We start from the raw sequence: 17,081 nt of genomic DNA, 5'->3' as shown, positions 1-17,081 counted from the left end.
CGAGCCCAAACATCGTCCGATAAAGCGATAATCCCCAGATTATATTGATATTTATCAGATAATCTGGGGTGCTGGCGCCGCTCTAGGGCAATTGGCCCATCGCGGTCTTTCGTTGAACTTCTGTTGTGGGAGCGGGCGTTCAAATGTTGCTCGGCTCGACGATGAGATGTGGCGTGCCATCCGATGTCTTTCGAGTGCTGCGACCATCCTTGTCGAGTGTGCCTCGTATACGCCAGCGCCAGTTCGAGAAACTGTCGAAGCGAACCGTGTTGATTGGCTGATCGAGTGCGATTTCCACTGAGCGATGACCCGAAGGGCCGGAAATTGAAATGATCTCTCCTGAGTAAGGCTGGCCGAGATAGTGACCTTTGACCTTAGTGCCGAGTGTGAGCCCTGCCGTAATTTTGCTATGACCGAGGCGGGCAGAAAGCGTATTCCAGTCTCGCGCCCCATATTGCTGGGCAATGAGTTCGAGCGATTGCGCATGGCTGACCGATGTGCCGCTGGTTTCCAGAGCCTGCTGGAGTGCCTTCGCCTGTGCCTTGACCGTTTTGAGAGTTGGCTGTGTCATGCGGCTTCTTTTGCGGATGATTTCGCTTCGTTGGTGGTGAGGAATAGGCTCAGGGCGATGACGAACATCATGGCATCCGCCACGGGGAAAGCGAACCAGAGATAGTCGATCCCTGAAACCCTGCCTAAGATGACTAGCAGCGTCGGTAGTATCAGCCATGACTTTGCCAGTGTGAGCGCTGCCGTCCGGACGGGATGGCCCAAGGCCTGATAGTGCAAGGCGAGGACAAGGACCGGCCCAGTGATGGCATAGAGTGCCGTCATCGGACGCAGCATCTTGACGACTGCCGCCGCCACCGAGGGATCATGCGAGAAGAGCGCGCCCAGTGTTTCGCTTGCGAAGACGCCCGCCAGCGTGACGCTGAGGCACCGGAGGAACGCGGTCCCCATCGAAAGCCGAAGGGCCGCATCGGCCCGACCCATACGTCCAGCGCCAGCGTTGTTGCCAGTGATGCTCGGGGTGGTCAGCGCGATCGCCATCTGGGGCAGGAAGGTCAGCCCGAGAACACGCGTTGCGGCGCCATAGGCTGCGACATACGTTGCATGATCTGCGGTTGTGAAGCCGATGACGAGAATGACGGTGCTTGCCACGTAGGCGATCCTGACGAAGGTCAGGCAGAGTGGAAGGCCGAGCGTTATGATCTGTCGCCATCCCGTCAACCAGCTGTTCTGTCAGAGCGCCCCAAAGGGCAAAAGGTCGCTACGCGGGCTCGCAAGACCATCACCAGAGTGAGGCCTAAGGTTTGTGCTCCGACTGTTCCTAGGGCAGAGCTGGCAACGCCGAACCCAAGGAGGACGATCACCAAATAGTTCGCTCCGATGTTCACAAGGTTTACGACCACAGAGAGCACTGCGATCTGTGTCGCCCGTCCCACGTTTCGCAGGGCATCGGCATGCAGTCCTAGGAAGAATTGGACCGGCGCGCCCAAGATTAGGATCAGCAGATAACTCTGTGCCAGTTCCACTACTACAGTATCCCCTCCAGCGAGCGCCGAGAGGACAGCTGGCCCAACCGTTACCGCCATGGCGATCAGGAACGCGGATAGCGCGAGAACCAGTCCATGAGCGCCAGCGAAGACTTGGTTTGCCTCTCTGTGGGATCCAGCACCCAAATGGCGAGCAAGCAGGCTGGACATACCGCCGCCCGCCAGTGTGGTGAGAGCTGTCATCAACATTACAATTGGAAAGGCTAGACTGACTGCTGCGAGGGCTTCGGTGCTGACGAAGCGCCCGACAAAGATGCCGTCGATCACGTTCAGCAGGCCGCCTGTCGACATCACGATGGCCAAAGGCAAAGCTGTCGAGAGGAATAATGGAACTAGGGGGCGAGTCAGGAAACGATTCTCATGCGCATATTGCGCGGGGCCAGCAGACATCACTCACTCCTTCTAGGAGGCATTTCGTATCGGGAGGGTGCCTGCATTACCCACCTGCGAAATGCTTCGAGGGTGAGGGGTCGTCTTGTTCCGAGCTTCACCGTGACTCGCGTCCGCAGGCGGCAGGTGCCCAGTACCTATGCCGAGAGCAATGGGAAAATCCCCTCAAAGGCAATACGGCCAATAGGCGCGCAAAAGATACGAGTGACTAACCGCTTAATTTTAAAGGGGCTGACCGCTTGCTTTGCATTGCGGTGCTTTATGCATTTGGTCCATTTCTGATATCACACCAATCGAGATAAGCTGGGGGGCGATGTACAACAGAGTGGCCGGCATCATGATAGTTGCCTTCGCCACGCGCCGATATTCATGGCTTTCCGATTGCCGTGGGTTTTGTTGAGAGCCACCAGTTCTTCTTGAAGAATTTGGACCCCTTCTCGGATCAACTCTGGTCGGATGGATGAATAGCCCAGCCTCATGAAACTGCAGGGAGATGTGGGCTTTTCGAAAAACCAATGCCCCGGTTCCGCATAGACGCTGCGCTCCACCAGACGATCAAGGAGCTCTTTGCTGTCGATCCCAAATTCGTTTTGAACCCAAAGGCTTGAGCCACCGTGTCGAGCAGCCCCTTTGATCGTGAAATCGGTGTTCTTTAGGGCGTCTACAAGGATTTCACGACGTTCTTTTAGCGCGCTTCGGACCCTTACAATGTGAGCTTCATAGTGACCAAGGGCGAGGAAATACCCTGTGACGCGCTGCATGTGCACGGGCGGATGCCGCAAGATCATGGCACGTAAGGCGCGGGCCTGCCTGATGAAATCCCGATGCGCGACCATGTATCCAATCCGCAATCCCGGAAAGAGCGATTTGGAAAAGCTACCGACGTAAATAACCCGTCCCGAAGCATCCATCGATTTCAGGGATGGTGACGGTTTTTCGAGAAAGCTCATCTCATATTCGTGATCGTCTTCGAGGATCAGGAAATTATCCTTATCCGCCTTTCGCAAGAGCGCCTCTCTGCGGTCGCGAGACATGGTTATGCCTGAGGGGATGCTATGGCTCGGCGTGGTAAAAATGATGTCGGTGTCTGATGGGACGGACTCTGGCAAAAGCCCGTGTTCATCGCCTGACGTAAAGCTCGTTGGGATATTGAATTGTCGAAGGGCTGCTGAAAAATCAGGAAAGCCGGGGTCCTCGGTTGCGGCTTTAATGGGCCGCTGACTGAGGAGGGCGATGCAGAGCCAGATTGCATTTTGACCACCCAACGTGATCAGAACTTCGTCCTCGGCGGCTCTAATCCCACGACGGGGGAGCGTGTTCTTGCGGATGTAGTCGATGAGAACTGGGTCATCTTGCCCAAATTGGTCGCCGGCGAGTTCGGCAAAATCACGAGCGCCAAGAGCGCGGCGCGCGCAGTCGCGCCATGCGTTATGATCGAAAAGTTTCGGGTCAATCTGGCCATAAATGAACGGGTATTTCATGTGGCGCCAGTTTCGGGGCTTTTCGATTTGTCGACGCTTTGTCAGATCGTTCGGGAGCGCCTCGGCCCAGTCAACGGGATGTACGTCACGGTCAATTTTGATCGTGTCGATCCTTCGATGTGGGATCTTCTCAGACACGACAAAGCCAGATCGAGGGAGTGGATCAAGATAGCCTTGGCTCACCAGTTCGTTGTACACGATCGTGACAGTGAGGCGGGAAATATCTAATGTTTCTGCCATCTTACGGGTCGATGGCATCTTTGTGCAGGGTTCGGCTCGCGTGTCTAGCAACACGGAAATAATCGAACTCGTCAACTGCATCTGCAACGACCGTGGGTCTCGTCGGTCGATGTGGAACATCTCAGGGACGAGTTTTCCTTGGGGCTTTTTCGGCACGTTGTTCTCACTCTCCAGACTGGACTTAAATGAATGCCAAACTGGATATAATTACCAGAGTTATTTTCTGCCAGAACCTCCGGACGTTCCCGATTGGAGAGTCGGGACAAGGGAGGAAGTAAAATGAACAAAACACTCAAAGCGATCAAAATGACCGCATTCTCGGTGCTTCTGGCGACCACTGCCATGTCTGTATCGGCCAAAGAATTCCGCATTGCTGTCGGCGACGGCGCTGGTGGCACCCAAGAGGCACTCGGCCTTGCCTTCATCGAAGCACTCGAAGCCCGTACAGGCGGCGCACATACAGGGTCTTTGTTCCTGAATGGCCAGCTTGGCGACGAACAGGACACAGTGACCGCTGCGGCGACTGGCACGCTCGATTTCTCGATCCTCGCGATCAACAACGTAACACCGTTTTCGCCGACCGTAGGTACACTGACCCTGCCTTACGTGATCCTGTCGCTTGAGGACGCCGAAGCCATCACCCAGGGTGAGATCGGTCAGGCAATGGTCGATCAGACCATCGAAGACGCAGGCGTTCGTATCATTGGCTGGGCCTATTCGGGTTTCCGTGTTTTGACCAACTCTAAACACCCAGTGACCAGCGTTGCTGACCTGCAAGACCTCGTGATCCGCGTTCCCCGCAACGAAATCATGATCGAGACTTATAAATCGTGGGGTATCAACCCGACCCCGATGGCATGGTCTGAAACCTTTGCTGCGCTACAGCAGAAAGTGGTGGACGGTCAGGACAACCCCTACATCACGGTCTACGCGATGAAGTTTGATGAGGTGCAAGAGCACGTCACCAACCTGCGGTACATCTTCTCGATCGAACCGCTGATCGTGTCGGAAATGATGTTCCAGTCCCTATCGGCAGACGAACAGCAGCAAATCCTTGACGCTGGACATGATGCAACAATCGCGTCGGGTCAGTTCCTGCGCGCTGAAGAAGCCAAAATCCGCGAAGAACTAGCTGCCCGTGGCATGGCAATCGTCGATCCTGAAAACGGTGAACAAGAGTTCATCGACCTCGCTACCACCGCAGTGTGGCCGCAGTTCTACGACATGATTGGCGGCAAAGAGAGCCTGAATGAGGTTCTCACCGCTCTGGGTCGTCCGACTGTTGAATGATCAAGGTAGGGGCAGGGTTTACCTGCCCCACCATTGACCAAGGGGAGAGGTCATGAGGTTTATCTGGCACCATCTGGACAGGTTCGAAAGCTATGCGTGCCGTTTGATGCTCGCAGTTTTCGTTGTGCTGTTGTTCGTGCAGATCATTGCACGACAAATATTCGGCACATCGATCACGTGGATCGAAGAGCTGTCTGTGATCCTGTTTGTCTGGTTCGCATATTTCGGGGCGAGTTACGCCGCACGCATGGCTGCGCATAACCGGATTTCGTTCCACCTCGAACGGATGAACCGTCGGACTGCACGTTGGATCGAAGCGTTGGGCGACCTGTTTTGGCTCGGGTTCAACGCGGTCTTTATATACCAGTCGATCACCTTCATCTCGCTACTCAAACCATTTGTTCGGGCGCAAACCTTGGGTTGGCAAATGCGTTGGGTTTACCTCGTGCTGCCTCTCGCCTTTGCGCTGATGTCGCTGCGCATTCTTCAGGTCAATTACCTAAAACTGGTTCTCGGACGTGATCCGCGTGACCCAGACAAGGTCGATGTCGAAGACCTTCAACAGCAATCCGAAGGTGGGCAGGCATAATGGACAATTTGCTAATCGAAATTCTGTTCGGCTGCTTCTTTGGCCTGATGTTGATCGGTGCGCCGATTTCTGTTGCGCTCGGTTGTTCGGCTCTCGCTGCGATGTGGTATCTCGGGGATAACCCGATCAAGATGGTGCAGATGGCGTGGTCTTCTGTCGGATCATTCCCCCTCATGGCGCTGCCGTCATTTATCCTTGCGGGCGCACTGATGGAGGCCGCTGGCCTGTCCCGCCGCCTAATCAACGTGGCCGAGGCCCTGTCGGGTTCCTTCACGGGAGGCATATCTGCCGCAACCGTCATGGCTTGCCTGTTCTTTGGCGCGATCTCTGGTTCTGGGCCCGCAACGACGGCTGCAGTTGGTATGCTGATGATCCCCGCGATGGCGCGGGCTGGATACTCCCGAGGCTATGCCGCCTCGATTACTGCCGCTGCGGGCGGGTTGGGGATTATCATCCCGCCGTCCATTCCGATGGTTATCTTCGGCATCTCTGCCATGGGTATGCAGCCGCCTGTCGAGGCAATCGAAAAATTTGGCTCCTTTCAGACCGTATCAATCTCAAAGCTCTTCGTGGCTGGGTTCTTCCCCGGTGTTGTTCTGGCGGGTTCCTTGCTGATTGCGAATTGGTTCCGTTGCCGTCGGGCTGGATACCACGGGTCGTCCGAACCATTGTCGATCCGCAAGATCGCAAAGGCCTGCTATAGCGGCTTCTGGGCACTGATGGCGCCCGTGGTGATCCTCGGTGGCATTTACTCTGGCCTGTTCACTCCGACCGAAGCTGCAATTGTCGCGATCTTCTACACTCTCTTCGTGGGTGGTGTGATCTATCGTGAACTCGACTTCTCGGCTGTGACCTCAGCGCTAGAGACGACGACTTGGCTGGCTGGACGCGTGCTGCTGGTTCTTTTCACGGCAACCATTTTTGGTCGTATCCTTGTTGAGAATGGTGTTCCTGCCGTCATCGCCGAAGGCATGCTGTCGCTGACCGACAACCTCTATGTCATCTGGGTTCTGGTCATCGGGTTCCTGCTCATCGTCGGGATGTTCATGGAGACGCTTGCCGCAATCATGATCCTTGTTCCGGTCATGTTGCCCGTTGCCTATCAGATGGGGATCGATCCGGTCCACTTTGGTATCGTGATGATCTGCACTCTGTCGATCGGGTTTCAGACGCCGCCTCTTGGTGAAAACCTCTTCATCGCTGCAGGCATCTCGAACGTCTCAATCGAAGAAATCTCACTCCGTGCTCTGCCTTTCGCCATCATCGGTGCCTGCGCAATCTACTTGATCGCGTGTTTCCCCGAAATCGCGCTCTGGCTGCCACGCATGGTTGGTTACTAGGAGTAGGTTAGATGATCAAAGACATCAAAACGATCCTCTACGCGACGGATCTGAGCAACACCTCTGTCTACGTATTTCGTTATGCTCTGTGCCTCGCAAATGCCCTGGATGCCCGTCTTCACCTACTGCACGTGGTGGAGCCAGTGTCCGAAGAGATGCGGATGACGCTTCAGCTCTTCGTGGCAGACCGCAAGGCACGTGATGTGGCGATAAACCATCGTCGTGAAACGGTTAAGGCTCTGCTCGAGGAACGTCAGGCGGTCTACTGGCAGCATTTGCCCAAAGATGATCAAGCTCTGCGCGACCGCGTTGATGACATTGAAATCGTCGAAGGCTTCGCTGCCGAAGAGATCCTCAAGAAAGCGGACAGTTTGTCGGCTGGAATGATCCTTATGGGCAGCCATGAGCAGGGCGTCTCTCACACATTTTTAGGAACGGTTGCAAAGCGGGTCCTGCGCCGGTCGCGCATTCCGACCCTGATCGTTCCCTACGTTCAAGACTGAATAAGAAGGAAAAATACCATGACCAAAACGCTGACCGCCGAAGATTTCAAAGCCACCTTTGATGCGTTTAACCGCCACGACGTCGATGCTGTGATGACCCATTTCGCAGACGATTGCGAATTCACCACTGTGGCCGGCGCCGAAGAGTTTGGCACCTTGATCGTTGGCGCTGAGGCCATTGCGAAAGCGTTTTCTGGCGTCTGGGCCGCCATGCCTGACGCTGAATGGGCTGACCATAAACACTTTGTGTCTGGTGATCGCGCTGTATCGGAATGGACCTTCAAAGGCACCGATGGCGAAGGTCGCCGTATCGAGGCGCAAGGTGTCGACCTTTTCACCATTCGTGATGGCAAAATCGTGAAAAAACAGGCGTTTCGAAAACAACGCCCCGTGATCGAACCGAAATAATCCCCCCTGATTTTAAGGTATAAGTCGATGCAAGACGTCACCTCTCGGCGCGCTAGTGCGCCATATAATCAGCACTATGACCCTGTCGCTGATAAATCCATTGGCAGTGGGTCCGACTATGCACCGACCTATTGGATCGGTACAGCTGGGACGCCGCCTGCAGACGACGGCCCTGTCACCTCTGACATGGACGTGGATGTTGTTGTCATTGGGTCTGGCTACACTGGTCTTTCCTGTGCGCTTCACCTCGCAAAAGAGTTCGGGATCAAAGCGCACGTTCTCGAAGCACATGGTGTCGCCTATGGTTGTTCGACTCGCAACGGTGGTCAGGCACAGATTTCGACTGGTCGCTTGAAGCGCTCTCAGTGGATCGAACGTTGGGGCCTCGACGTCGCAAAGGGCATGCATGCCGAAGTCGTCGAAGCTTTCGATCTTTTCCGCAACCTGATCAAAGATCACAACATTGATTGCGATCCTCAGGATGGTGGCCATTACTACGTGGCGCACCGCGATTGGATGATGCCAAAGCTGGAGTCCGAGGCAGCGTTGTTGCGCGATACCTTTGGGTATGGCGCACGTATCCTGAGCCGCTCGGAAATCCACGCAGACGTCCTTCGTGATGAAGAAGCACGAGGCGCTATGTGGGAGCCTGATGGGGTTGGCATCCACGCTGCAAAACTCGCGTTCGGCTATCAAAAGATCGCTCGTGAACTCGGCGCAAAGGTTCACGTCGATAGCCCTGTTATCGAATGGACGACAAAGAACGGCGTGCATCATCTGCGCACCCCGGGCGGCACCGTGCGGGCGCGCGCTGTTGCAGTGGCGACTGCGGCTTATGCGCCGCGTGGCCTGCACAAACGGACGCGCGATCGTTTGTTGCCGATCATGTCGAACTCTATCACCACACGTGTGCTGACAGAGTCCGAACTAGAGGCTTGCGGCTTCAAAACCCGTTCGCCGATCACGGATACACGCACATTGCGTCATTACTATCGTTTGTTGCCAGATAACCGCGTCCAGATTGGGTCGCGTGCAGCGATCACTGGTAAAGATGCGGCGAACCCGAAACACCTCGCGGCCCTTCGCGAAGGTCTTGCACGCAAATTCCCAGCCCTGCGCGGAATTGACCTCGACTACAGCTGGTGGGGTTGGGTGGACGTGAGCCACGATATGATGCCGCGCATCACATCAATGCCGGGCGTTCCGAACGCGTTCTATTCGCTCGGCTATGGCGGTAACGGTGTCATGTATTCAGCCCAAGCAGGTCGTCGCATGGCGCAACTCGTTGCTGGCCGTGAAGCGGATATCCCGCAGCTGCCCATCTTCCGCGATGAACTTCCACATGAAGGCTGGAAGACGCCGTTCCGGCGCCTCGGCCAGTGGGGTCTCTATCAACTCTATCACCTTCAGGATGAACGCGCGTAATCGCGCAAATAGGAGATTTACTCATGAAAATGACGACCGAAGAAGCATTCGTCAAAGTTCTTCAGATGCATGGTATCGAACATGCTTTCGGTATTATCGGCTCTGCGATGATGCCGGTGTCGGACCTGTTCCCCAAGGCTGGCATTAACTTCTGGGACTGTGCCCATGAAACCAATGGTGGCCTGATGTGTGACGGCTACATCCGTTCCACAGGCAAGATGGCGATGGCTATCGCACAGAACGGCCCTGGCGTGACTGGCTTTGTGACCGCAGTAAAGACCGCTTATTGGAACCACACCCCGATGCTGCTCGTTACTCCACAGGCGGCCAACAAAACAATCGGGCAGGGCGGCTTCCAAGAGATGGAACAGATGCGTCTCTTCGCAGATTGCGTTTGCTATCAGGAAGAAGTGCGTGACGCGTCTCGTATTCCAGAAGTTCTGAATCGCGTGATCCTCAAAGCACGTCGTTCGTCGGCTCCTGCACAAATCAACATCCCGCGTGATATGTGGACCCAAGTGATCGATGTTGAACTGCCGCAAATCGTTAAGTTCGAACGCCCCGCAGGTGGTGAAGAGGCCGTGACTGAGGCAGCGCGTCTTCTTTCCGAGGCAAAATTCCCTGTGATCCTGTCGGGTGCAGGCGTTGTTCTCTCGGGCGCGATTGGTGATCTGATCAAACTGGCAGAACGTCTGGATGCTCCTGTGTGCTCGAACTACCAGCACAACGACAGCTTCCCTGGTTCGCATTATCTGGCGATGGGTCCGTTGGGCTACAACGGGTCTAAGGCAGCGATGGAAATCATCGCCAAGGCAGACGTTGTCCTCGCGCTGGGCACTCGTTTGAACCCGTTCTCGACCCTGCCAGGGTATGGTATCGATTATTGGCCCAAAGACGCCAAAATCATTCAGGTTGATATCAACGCAGACCGCATTGGTTTGACCAAAAAAGTTTCCGTCGGCATCGAAGGCGATGCTGGCAAAGTTGCTCGCGGCATCCTCTCCCAACTTTCGGATGTTGCTGGCGACGAAGGCCGCAAAGACCGTCTTGACCTCGTAGCCCTCACCAAATCCCGTTGGGCCCAAGAGCTGTCCTCGCTCGATCACGAACAAGACGATCCGGGCACCGTTTGGAATGCTGAAGCGCGTGAGCGTGACGCAAACCTGATGAGCCCGCGTCAGGCATGGCGCGCAATCCAAGCTGCAGTTCCGCAAGAGGCGATCATTTCGTCCGACATCGGCAACAACTGCGCTATCGGTAACGCCTACCCGACGTTTGAGGCCGGTCGCAAATACCTCGCACCGGGTCTGTTTGGGCCCTGTGGATACGGTTTCCCGTCGATCCTTGGCGCGAAAATCGGTTGCCCTGATACTCCTGTGATCGGGTTCGCAGGTGACGGCGCATTCGGTATCTCGATGAACGAGATGACCGCATGTGGTCGAGAAGATTGGCCTGCCATCACCATGGTGATCTTCCGCAACTATCAGTGGGGTGCGGAAAAGCGCAACACGACCCTGTGGTACGACAACAACTTTGTTGGAACCGAACTGGACCGTGACACCTCTTACGCAGGCATTGCCCGCGCATGTGGTGCGCATGGCGTGACCGTCTCCTCCTCTGAGGAACTGACCGAGGAACTTCGCAAGGCGGTTGCTCGTCAGATGGAGAACAAAGAAACCACCTTTATCGAGGTCCTCTTGAACCAAGAGCTGGGTGAGCCGTTCCGTCGCGACGCTATGAAGAAGCCCGTGGTCGTCGCCGGAATTGATCGTGCAGATATGCGTCCGCAAGAAGCAATCCTCTAAGCGATCAAACCGCCAGCCAGAGTCCACCCTCTGGCTGGCGGCCCCCTCCGCAGCCGCGGATTTTACTCAAGTCTGGATACATGATGCTCTCTGCTGTTTTAGCAGGGCCGAATTTGCGCGCCCTTTTTCCCGGTTTTATGGTCTCGGTCCTCGTGGCTGCGACGGCTCAATTCTTGTCCGAACACTACGGCGCTCCTGCGATGCTACTGGCGCTGTTGTTGGGGCTTGCGCTTAACTTTCTGTCCGAAGAAGGCACAAAAACTGCTGCAGGCATCGCAGTTACATCCAAGACTGTCCTTCGCGTTGGCGTCGCCCTACTTGGAGCGCGAATTTCGGTCGATATGTTGTCGGATCTCGGCTTTGATCTGATTGCGCTGGTCGTTGGTGGTGTGATCTCGACCATCTTCTTTGGTCTCGTGTTGTCCCGCGTCCTTGGCCAATCGCGGTCGTTCTCTTTCCTAACCGCAGGGTCGGTCGCTATTTGCGGTGCCTCTGCAGCGATGGCGATTGCGGCCATCCTCCCCAATCATGAGAAATCAGAACGCGATCTCGCGTTCACTGTGATTTCAGTCACACTCCTCTCGACAGTCGCGATGGTGATCTACCCAGCACTGTCCACATATTTCGGCTTTGATGCGAAGGCTGGCGGTGTTTTCCTCGGTGGGACCATCCATGATGTCGCTCAGGTGGTCGGCGCAGGTTTTTCGATCAGCCCTGAAACGGGCGAGACCGCGACGCTGGTCAAACTGATCCGCGTTTCCATGCTGGCGCCTGTTGTCCTCTTTGCCTCTGTTGCGATCCGTATGTCTGGCGCTGCCAATGGCGAAGGTAAAAAGCCGCCACTTCTCCCGACGTTTGTTGTGGGCTTTATCATTCTCGCGGCTGCAAATTCGTTGGGTTTGATCCCGCAGGCCGTGTCGCATTGGGCTGGGTCGATTTCACGTTGGGCGCTTCTGATTTCGATCGCTGCGGTCGGCATCAAAACGTCTCTCGTCAAAATGCTCTCGGTCGGTGGACCCGCCATTGCGATGATCATCATTGAAACCCTTTTTATCGGGGGCTTCGTCCTCTGTGGCATCTACATCTTGGGATAATCATGAAAGCTCTCGATCATATTTACGAAGTAGCCCGTCAGAACGCCTGTCCGATTGTACTGTCCGAAGGCGAAGATCCTCGCATTCAACAAGCCGCGATCATCGCGGTCGAAAAGGGCATCGCACGTCCGATCCTGCTTGGGGATGTGGCGTCGATCACGGCATCGCTAGAGGCGTTTGGTGCGAAGGTAGGGACCATCGATGTCCGCGATCCCGCAGAACATCCGCGCCTCAAAGACATGGCGGATCAGTATTTCCAGATGCGGCAGCACAAAGGCGTCACGCCTCAAGAAGCCTTCGAAGCCGTCAAAACGCCCCTGGTTCACGCCGCCATGATGGTTCGTAATACCGAAGCAGGTGGAACAGTTGGCGGTGCCGTTCATACCACGGCGGATACAGTTCGTGTCGCCCTGCAATGCATCGGCAAAGAACCAAGCATGACGACCGTCTCCAGTTTCTTCCTTATGCTTGCTTGTGCACCAGAGGCCAAAGTGCGGGGTGGAATGATTTTCTCAGACTGCGGTCTCGTTGTCGATCCGACCGGCCCCGAGCTCGCATCCATCGCCAGAGCATCTGCGGACTCCTGCCGTTCGTTGTTAAGGCAAGAGCCAAAAGTCGCTCTGCTTTCGTTTTCGACTGCGGGGTCGGCAAAGCACGAAAGTCTCGACAAAATTCATTTCGCACTGAATGAGGTCAGAGCCTCTGAGCCTGATCTTCAAATTGACGGTGAAATCCAGTTTGACGCCGCCTTGGACCAAGAAATCAGAGCGCGTAAAGCCCCAGGCAGCAAACTTGACGGTATGCCTAACGTCTTCGTTTTCCCAAACCTTGCAGCAGGGAACATCGGTTACAAGATTGCCGAACGGATGGGGGGGATGCAGGCCATCGGGCCAATCCTTCAGGGCTTGAAACGACCAGCGAACGACCTGTCCCGTGGCTGCTCTGTCGATGATATCGTTTCAACAATAGCGGTGACGGTAGTCCAAGGTATCAATGGAACCTCTGGTGTAAACCGCTTCGTCGATTGGGCGGCGGGGTATACCTAGGACTAGGCGGTCGAGCCCATCTCTGAAAGCCGAGAAAACCTCTTTGTTGGCCTTTTCGGTAATTACTTGGGCTCAGGTTCTATTAGTAGTCGTAGTATTAAACGGCCCTAAGTGACCATTCTCAGAGTTGGCCGTGCTACTGTGCTACTTCACTAGAGTGGGCAGTCCTGCCCGTCCCATTCGAATAACCGATGTCCGATCACGAAAAGACTATACCGGCCGACGACATCCGCTTTTCCGAAATCTCAGTTGGTCCAACTGCGAGAGTTCCATGCTTAATGACGGTGACGTCATAGCCTCTGTTTCTGGCGGCCAAAGCCGTCTTTTGCACACAATAGTTTAGATCCAGACCAACGAGGCGCAGGGTGCCGACGTTAAGACGCTCTAAAAGAGCATCAAGCTCGCCTGTTTCAAATGCATCCTGCAAACGCTTTACAATTACATGTTCAGGACATGACGCGAACGGCCCCGCGAGTTCTGTCCCTTCACTGCCTTCTATCGCGTGTCCTCTCATCGTGAGCTTCGCCAAAAATTTTGTTGAAGGGATCGACCATTCCTGACGGACCGCAATGACAGGATGGTTCTGGGCTCGAGCCACTTCAACCTCCTCAAGAATGATGGCGGCAGCAGATTTCTTTGACGCATCCGAATAGGGGCCGCGATCCCAGAACACGGATTGAAGATCAATGAGCAGAAGGGCTGATCCACTTCGTCGCCCTATGGGTTTCCCGACACTGACCGAGCCAATGCGTCTTATACCATCGCCGAGCCAAAGTATGAGGAGAAGGACCGCAGCACCAATGATATACACGATTGTCATTTTCGCTCTCCGGCCCGTTTTTTCAAACCGTCCACCACAAAAAGTACAACCTTCAGTGCGGTAGCAATGTCTTCGGTGCTTAGGTCTTCGCTCATTTCCTGCATGATCTGCATCTCAATAGTAAGGATATCTTCGATGAGCGTGCTGCCTTGATCGGTCAACGCTAGGATAGGCGAACGCTTGTGACGAGGATTTGCGCGCTGCTCAATGAAACCTGATGCCAGCGTTTCGTTGCACATGATCTGGACGTATTGCCGTTGGATTTCGAGCCTTGCCGCAAGTTCCGGCACGGTCTGCTCTCCGTATTTGTGCAGTATCTCGAGGACGGCGCGCATCCGGACGGTAAGGTTGGTGCCAGCCAAACCATCTTCAACGCAGCTTTCCGCAGCTTGCATCAAGGGACGTGACATCCAAATCAGTTGGTGAAGTTGTTCTGCTTTCATATTGACATTATGCATGTCATTTTGACAAGTGCAATGTCAAAATCGGGCGGGGCTGACGTGGTGTATCGTGCTGTGTTGAACAACATTTGCGCAGAGCGGTCAGGCAGCGACCTTTGTGACGATCAAACGAAGGTCGGCTTGGGTCAACTATTGGTTCTCTGAACCAATCGTCGCCACTGACCCGGTGAAATCCCAAAGCCTGCTTTGAATTGCCGTGTCATGTGCGCTTGATCAGAAAATCCTGCACGCAGAGCCGCTTGAATCAGAGGTACACCAGCTGCAATGTCACCACGCGCCTGATCTAGGCGCCGCATTGTCAGGTACCTATACGGACTTGTTCCAAATGCTCTTCGAAACTGGCGCGACAGTGCATACCTGTCCAAGCCGGTGATTTTTTCCAGCTCCTCTGATTGCACAGCCTCACTCAGATTACTTTCCAAGTATTCTTTGGCGCGACGCGTGGCTTTGTAATCGATCAAAGACCGGGTTGTTCGACGCGCGGATGCATCGTTCGCAAGCAGCCCATCCGCCAGCAACACTGTCAATTCGTCCATCGCGACTGCTTCAAGAGACGTGTCCATATCCGTAAACGCGGCATGAATAGCTCGCATCAAAAGCGCATCAGTTAGAACAGCGTCACGCAGAAACGGCAGTGCACTTGCGCGCTCCACTAGGGCGTCGCGCACCAACGAAGGTTCGACATACAGCATTCGATAGTGAAAGCCAGCTTCTGTCCCAGCCTCGCCCGTATGTATTTCGTCGGGATGAAGAACAATCACTTGGCCAGCGACACTGTCACTTCGCGCTCCACGATAGGCAAAGCTTTGGACGCCCTTGATTGTGTAGCCAATCGAATAGGTATCATGGCGATGCGGGGCGTAGGCCTCGCCAGAGAAATACGCCTCAATCCTCTGAATGCCAGTTTGCCAAGGCGCGGTCACGACCCAATCTGTCGTGCACGATCGTTCAAGACCCGGCGTCAAGTCTTGTGATGTTATGTCCTTGGATCGTCGTTCGTTTTGGATGGAAAGTCCCTCAACAGCGTCGAAAGTATATTGGAACACCACTTAGAAGGAAAACGTCAATGAAATCGGTAAATCTCGCAGAGAAGTTATCTCAATTTTCAACGCATTGGGATCCGCATGTTGTCGCTGACTACAACGAAAACGAGGTCATGGTTGTAAAGCTCATGGGTGCGTATCCATTCCACAAACACGATAACACGGATGATTTTTTCTACGTTCTGGAAGGTGAGATGCAGATGGATATCGAAGGGGAACCGTCGCGCACTGTAAAGGCGGGCGAGTTGTTTGTTGTGCCCAAAGGCGTAGTCCATCGACCGAGAGCAGAATCCGAGGTGAAGGTACTTCTCATCGAACCAAAAGGAGAACCGAATTCGGGAGACTCAGATCGCGAGGCTGCGCCAAAGACTCGAATCTGAGACGCTGCGGCGGGATAGCCTACGTTCGTTCCCGCCGCAGTATAATTTAAGTGCGGTCAGGTTAGAGACCTGACCGCAATTCTCAAGGTTTAGGTTAAGTGCTCATGATTTCGGTCAGTGAAACAGTTCGATGTTCACGCATAGAAATTTGTGCCGCCATTCCCATTAAAACAGCCATTTTCCCGTCGTTCAAACTGACTTCTGGTGCGTCTCGTTCGCCGCGGACCAGTTCAAGAAATTTCTGATGTTGGTAGAAGGTCGATCCGTTATGATCTCCGGCTTCTAGCAAGGTAGGATCGACGGGAATTTCACGTAGTTCAGGTCCTTTCGGGGCACGAGGACTGACGATCAGTTGGGGGATCGGCGGCTCGCCCAGATGTTCGGGCCAGAACCGTCCCGGTCCTGGCACCAGCGCCTCTACTTTGCCAGTGGGCCCGACGGCGGAAATCTCTTCCTGATATCGCGACCCTTCGGCGAACATGCAGAGTTCTAGCATTGCGCGCACGCCGTTAGCGAAATCGACTATAACATAGCCATTGTCGAGGATATCAGGCGTTTCACCTGCATAGGATTCCTCAAGGTGGTTTGCATCCTGACCACCTGACGCCATCACGCGGATCGGTTCAGACTGTATCGCGAGGCGCATCAGATCAAAGAAGTGACAGCATTTCTCGACGAAGGTACCGCCTGTGTAGCGGTTAAAGCGGTTCCAATCGCCCACCTTTTCCAAGAACGGAAAACGGTGTTCGCGAATGGTTAGCATTTTTACTCCGCCAGTCGCTTCGTTCAAGCATTCCAGAAGTGCAGCAACGGGTGGCATGTAGCGATACTCCATCGCGACCCAAACTGGTGCCGGATAGGTTTCGATAAACGTATTCAGACGCGCAAGGTGGTCTGGGTCAGTGAAGAGCGGCTTTTCCACGAGGATTGGCACAGGCCGTTTTGCCCCAATCATTTCGAGTTGCTCAATATGACGGAAATTTGGGCTGGCAATCAGAATGCAATCGAGGTGCTCGGCCTCCAAAAGCGCGTCGATACTATCAACAAATTTGGCATCGGGCGCGAATTTGGCGGCCTCTGCCTGCATGCCCGTGTCAGGCTCAAAAATTACGGACACCTTCGTATCGGGCAAGAGCGCGATATTGCGGAGGTGTTCCTGACCCATCATGCCGCAGCCGATGATGCCGTAGTGCGTGGTGGTGGACATGTC

Annotated in this window: 18 protein-coding genes; 10 read left to right on the top strand and 8 right to left on the bottom strand. The window is 54.7% G+C overall.

The genetic code is table 11. The features are described from left to right. Window positions 1-139 precede the first annotated feature (139 nt). The 4 genes from BSK21_RS12485 to BSK21_RS12475 form a co-directional block, all read right to left on the bottom strand. The gene (locus tag BSK21_RS12485) at window positions 140-571 is read right to left on the bottom strand and encodes a glyoxalase superfamily protein (RefSeq protein WP_067550859.1); all 432 of its coding nucleotides are present in this window, start codon (window positions 569-571) and stop codon (window positions 140-142) included. After that, window positions 568-1,161: an MATE family efflux transporter gene (locus BSK21_RS16210; protein WP_231924814.1), complete on the bottom strand. Its 594-nt coding sequence runs from the start codon at window positions 1,159-1,161 to the stop codon at window positions 568-570. The genes BSK21_RS12485 and BSK21_RS16210 overlap by 4 nt, the downstream gene beginning before the upstream one ends. A 65-nt stretch (window positions 1,162-1,226) precedes the next feature. After that, the gene (locus BSK21_RS16205; RefSeq protein WP_231924813.1) at window positions 1,227-1,946 is read right to left on the bottom strand and encodes an MATE family efflux transporter; all 720 of its coding nucleotides are present in this window, start codon (window positions 1,944-1,946) and stop codon (window positions 1,227-1,229) included. A 335-nt stretch (window positions 1,947-2,281) separates the two neighbouring features. Continuing rightward, on the bottom strand, window positions 2,282-3,823 hold the full coding sequence (locus tag BSK21_RS12475; protein ID WP_232230434.1) for a PLP-dependent aminotransferase family protein: 1,542 nt from the start codon (window positions 3,821-3,823) through the stop codon (window positions 2,282-2,284). A 150-nt stretch (window positions 3,824-3,973) separates the two neighbouring features. Here BSK21_RS12475 and BSK21_RS12470 point away from each other — a divergent pair, with 150 nt between their 5' ends. From BSK21_RS12470 to pta, 9 genes are all read left to right on the top strand, one after another. Next, complete coding sequence (locus tag BSK21_RS12470) at window positions 3,974-4,957, top strand: TRAP transporter substrate-binding protein (protein WP_067550926.1); 984 nt, start codon at window positions 3,974-3,976, stop codon at window positions 4,955-4,957. A gap of 52 nt (window positions 4,958-5,009) precedes the next feature. Beyond that, window positions 5,010-5,546, top strand: a complete 537-nt coding sequence (locus BSK21_RS12465) for a TRAP transporter small permease (RefSeq protein ID WP_067550857.1) — start codon at window positions 5,010-5,012, stop codon at window positions 5,544-5,546. Beyond that, window positions 5,546-6,886 carry a TRAP transporter large permease gene (locus tag BSK21_RS12460; protein ID WP_067550856.1) on the top strand — a complete coding sequence of 447 codons (1,341 nt, stop codon included), beginning with the start codon at window positions 5,546-5,548 and terminating at the stop codon, window positions 6,884-6,886. The genes BSK21_RS12465 and BSK21_RS12460 overlap by 1 nt, the downstream gene beginning before the upstream one ends. A gap of 11 nt (window positions 6,887-6,897) precedes the next feature. Continuing rightward, window positions 6,898-7,389, top strand: a complete 492-nt coding sequence (locus BSK21_RS12455) for a universal stress protein (RefSeq protein ID WP_067550855.1) — start codon at window positions 6,898-6,900, stop codon at window positions 7,387-7,389. A gap of 18 nt (window positions 7,390-7,407) precedes the next feature. Further along, the gene (locus BSK21_RS12450; RefSeq protein WP_067550854.1) at window positions 7,408-7,797 is read left to right on the top strand and encodes a nuclear transport factor 2 family protein; all 390 of its coding nucleotides are present in this window, start codon (window positions 7,408-7,410) and stop codon (window positions 7,795-7,797) included. A gap of 27 nt (window positions 7,798-7,824) precedes the next feature. After that, window positions 7,825-9,222 (top strand): FAD-binding oxidoreductase, encoded by a 1,398-nt coding sequence (locus BSK21_RS12445; RefSeq protein WP_067550853.1) that lies wholly within the window; start codon window positions 7,825-7,827, stop codon window positions 9,220-9,222. A 23-nt stretch (window positions 9,223-9,245) separates the two neighbouring features. Beyond that, window positions 9,246-11,027 (top strand): sulfoacetaldehyde acetyltransferase, encoded by a 1,782-nt coding sequence (gene xsc, locus BSK21_RS12440; RefSeq protein ID WP_067550852.1) that lies wholly within the window; start codon window positions 9,246-9,248, stop codon window positions 11,025-11,027. Between the two features lie 80 nt (window positions 11,028-11,107). Continuing rightward, window positions 11,108-12,121, top strand: a complete 1,014-nt coding sequence (locus BSK21_RS12435; RefSeq protein WP_067550851.1) for a YeiH family protein — start codon at window positions 11,108-11,110, stop codon at window positions 12,119-12,121. 2 nt (window positions 12,122-12,123) lie between these two features. Then, window positions 12,124-13,167, top strand: a complete 1,044-nt coding sequence (gene pta / locus BSK21_RS12430) for a phosphate acetyltransferase (RefSeq protein ID WP_067550850.1) — start codon at window positions 12,124-12,126, stop codon at window positions 13,165-13,167. 199 nt (window positions 13,168-13,366) lie between these two features. On the opposite strand, the gene BSK21_RS12425 is transcribed toward pta, so the two are convergent. From BSK21_RS12425 to BSK21_RS12415, 3 genes are all read right to left on the bottom strand, one after another. Next, a complete protein-coding gene (locus BSK21_RS12425) occupies window positions 13,367-13,987 on the bottom strand; it encodes a cysteine hydrolase family protein (RefSeq protein WP_067550849.1) in 621 nt (206 codons plus the stop codon). After that, the gene (locus tag BSK21_RS12420; protein WP_231924812.1) at window positions 13,984-14,430 is read right to left on the bottom strand and encodes a MarR family winged helix-turn-helix transcriptional regulator; all 447 of its coding nucleotides are present in this window, start codon (window positions 14,428-14,430) and stop codon (window positions 13,984-13,986) included. The genes BSK21_RS12425 and BSK21_RS12420 overlap by 4 nt, the downstream gene beginning before the upstream one ends. A 143-nt stretch (window positions 14,431-14,573) precedes the next feature. Further along, a complete protein-coding gene (locus tag BSK21_RS12415; protein ID WP_231924811.1) occupies window positions 14,574-15,371 on the bottom strand; it encodes an AraC family transcriptional regulator in 798 nt (265 codons plus the stop codon). A 143-nt stretch (window positions 15,372-15,514) separates the two neighbouring features. Between BSK21_RS12415 and BSK21_RS12410 the strand changes: the two genes are divergently transcribed. Then, on the top strand, window positions 15,515-15,871 hold the full coding sequence (locus BSK21_RS12410) for a cupin domain-containing protein (protein ID WP_067550848.1): 357 nt from the start codon (window positions 15,515-15,517) through the stop codon (window positions 15,869-15,871). A 94-nt stretch (window positions 15,872-15,965) separates the two neighbouring features. Here BSK21_RS12410 and BSK21_RS12405 read toward each other — a convergent pair whose 3' ends face one another. Then, the gene (locus BSK21_RS12405; RefSeq protein ID WP_067550847.1) at window positions 15,966-17,078 is read right to left on the bottom strand and encodes a Gfo/Idh/MocA family protein; all 1,113 of its coding nucleotides are present in this window, start codon (window positions 17,076-17,078) and stop codon (window positions 15,966-15,968) included. Between the last annotated feature and the right edge of the window lie 3 nt (window positions 17,079-17,081).

Origin of the sequence: Marivivens sp. JLT3646 (assembly GCF_001908835.1) — a bacterium.
Classification (GTDB): domain Bacteria; phylum Pseudomonadota; class Alphaproteobacteria; order Rhodobacterales; family Rhodobacteraceae; genus Marivivens; species Marivivens geojensis.
The sequence above is the reverse complement of the archived record's forward strand: the minus strand, read 5'-3'. Positions and strand labels throughout refer to the sequence as shown.